Annotated in this window: 2 protein-coding genes; both read left to right on the forward strand. The window is 75.9% G+C overall.

Annotated elements, in window-relative coordinates; genetic code table 11:
• Positions 1-189: 189 nt before the first annotated feature.
• Positions 190-441, forward strand: a complete 252-nt coding sequence (locus tag EAO71_RS35315) for a ferredoxin (protein WP_147981908.1) — start codon at positions 190-192, stop codon at positions 439-441.
• Entirely contained in the window at positions 428-1822 is a 1395-nt protein-coding gene (locus EAO71_RS35320; RefSeq protein ID WP_147981909.1) for an NAD(P)/FAD-dependent oxidoreductase, read from the forward strand. The genes EAO71_RS35315 and EAO71_RS35320 overlap by 14 nt, the downstream gene beginning before the upstream one ends.
• The last annotated feature ends 102 nt before the right edge of the window (positions 1823-1924 follow it).

Here is a 1924-nt window from a genome sequence, read left to right on the forward strand (position 1 = left end):
GTCCCCCACCGGGGGACGGCCCCTCCGCCCGGAGGTCCGGGGCGGACGCGCGGGTCACCCCTTCGGCGGCCCCCGGGGAGCGGCGTCCCCGCCCCTGCTTCGATGCTGGTCCGGGGGACGACCGACCGTCCCGGGGCCGCCGCCGGGCGGAACCTCCCCGGGACCTCGTCGCCGAGGACCGGAGCACGGATGAGGCTTGTCGTCGATCTCAACAGGTGCCAGGGATACGCGCAGTGCGCCTTCCTCGCGCCCGAGGTGTTCTTCCTGAGCGGCGAGGAGTCGCTGGTCTACGACCCGCACGCCGACGAGGAGCAGCGCGGGAAGGTCGCGCGCGCCGTGGCGGCCTGCCCGGTCCGGGCGATCACCGTCGACGGGCCGGGCGCCGCCGACCGGTCCGCCACGACCGCCCGCGGCCAGGGGAGTCCCCATGCGGGGCGATGAGTACCACGAGTGGCTCCGACGCGAGGGCCGGATCGTCATCGTGGGAGCGTCGCTGGCCGGACTGCGGGCGGCGGAGACCCTGCGCGCCGAGGGCTTCGGCGGCTCGCTCACCCTCGTCGGGGACGAGCCGTACGAGCCGTACGACCGGCCGCCGTTCTCCAAGGCGGTGCTGCTCGGGAAGGCGTCCCCGGACCGCACGGAGCTGCCGCGACGCCGGGAGCTCGACGCCACCTGGCGGCTCGGCGTCGCGGCCACCGGCCTGGACATGGCCGCCGGACGGGTGCGGCTGGCCGACGGGGACACGCTCCCGTACGACCGGCTGCTCATCGCGACCGGCGTACGCGCCCGGCCCTGGCCGAACGAGGCGGAGGCCGCGCTGGACGGGGTCTTCGCGCTCCGGACCCGCGACGACGCGGTGGGACTGCACCGTCGGCTGGCGGCCTCCCCGCGCCGGGTGCTGGTCATCGGCGCCGGGTTCACCGGATCGGAGATCGCCTCCGCCTGCCGGGAGCGGGGCATCGAGGTCACCGTCGCCGAGCGGGCCGGCGCTCCCCTGGTGGGCGCGCTCGGCGGCGTGATCGGCGCGGTCGCGGCGGACCTCCAGCGCGAGAACGGCGTGGACCTGCGCACCGGCGTCACGGTCACCGCGCTGGAGGGCGACGCGGCGGGCCGGGTGCGGGCCGCCCGGCTCTCCGACGGCGACGTCGTCGAGGCGGACGTCGTGGTGGTCTCCCTGGGCGCGATCCGCAACACCGACTGGCTGGCCGGCTCCGGGCTCGGCGCGGGCCCGCGCGGCATCGCCTGCGACGCGGGCTGCCGGGCCTTCGACTTCCGCGGCATCGTCACCGACGACGTCTACGCGGCCGGTGACGTCGCGCGCTCCCCGAACGCGCTGTTCAACTACCAGTTCCTGGCCCTGGAGCACTGGGGCAACGCCGTGGCGCAGGCCGAGACGGCCGCGCACAACATGATCAGCGCGAGCGCGGACCGCCGCCCCCACATGGACGTTCCCGCCTTCTGGTCCTCCCAGTTCGGCGTGAACGTCAAGTCGGTCGGCGTGCCCTCGCTCGGCGACCAGGTCATGATCACCCAGGGTTCCCTCGCCGAACGGCGCTTCACGGCGGTGTACGGCCACCAGGGTCGCGTCGTCGCGGCCGTCAGCTTCGACCACGCCCGGTGGCTGGAGTTCTACCGGCGGCTCATCGAGACGGGGGCGCCGTTCCCGGTGGACTTCCCGACGGTGGACCGCCGGCCGGAAGGCGCCACCCCGGTCCCGGCCGACTTCCCCGACCCGTCGCTGCCGACGCACGGCCCGACGGTGACCCTCAGCGGCTACTCGCCGGCCGACCGGCAGCTGGTCTTCACCCCCGCGCACTCCTGACCCCTCCGGGCCGGCAGCCCGCCCACGCCGAGCCCGGAGCCGGCCAGCCAGTCGGTGTTGCGGATCGCGCCCAGGGAGACCACCACGACGTCCGCCTCGACG

This window comes from Streptomyces sp. MS191 (genome assembly GCF_008042125.1).
Lineage (GTDB): Bacteria > Actinomycetota > Actinomycetes > Streptomycetales > Streptomycetaceae > Streptomyces.

Coding starts and splice junctions, on each gene's coding strand:
- EAO71_RS35315 (WP_147981908.1), top strand. CDS start 190: ATGAGGCTTGTCGTCGATCTCAACAGGTGCCAGGGATACGCGCAGTGC.
- EAO71_RS35320 (WP_147981909.1), top strand. CDS start 428: ATGCGGGGCGATGAGTACCACGAGTGGCTCCGACGCGAGGGCCGGATC.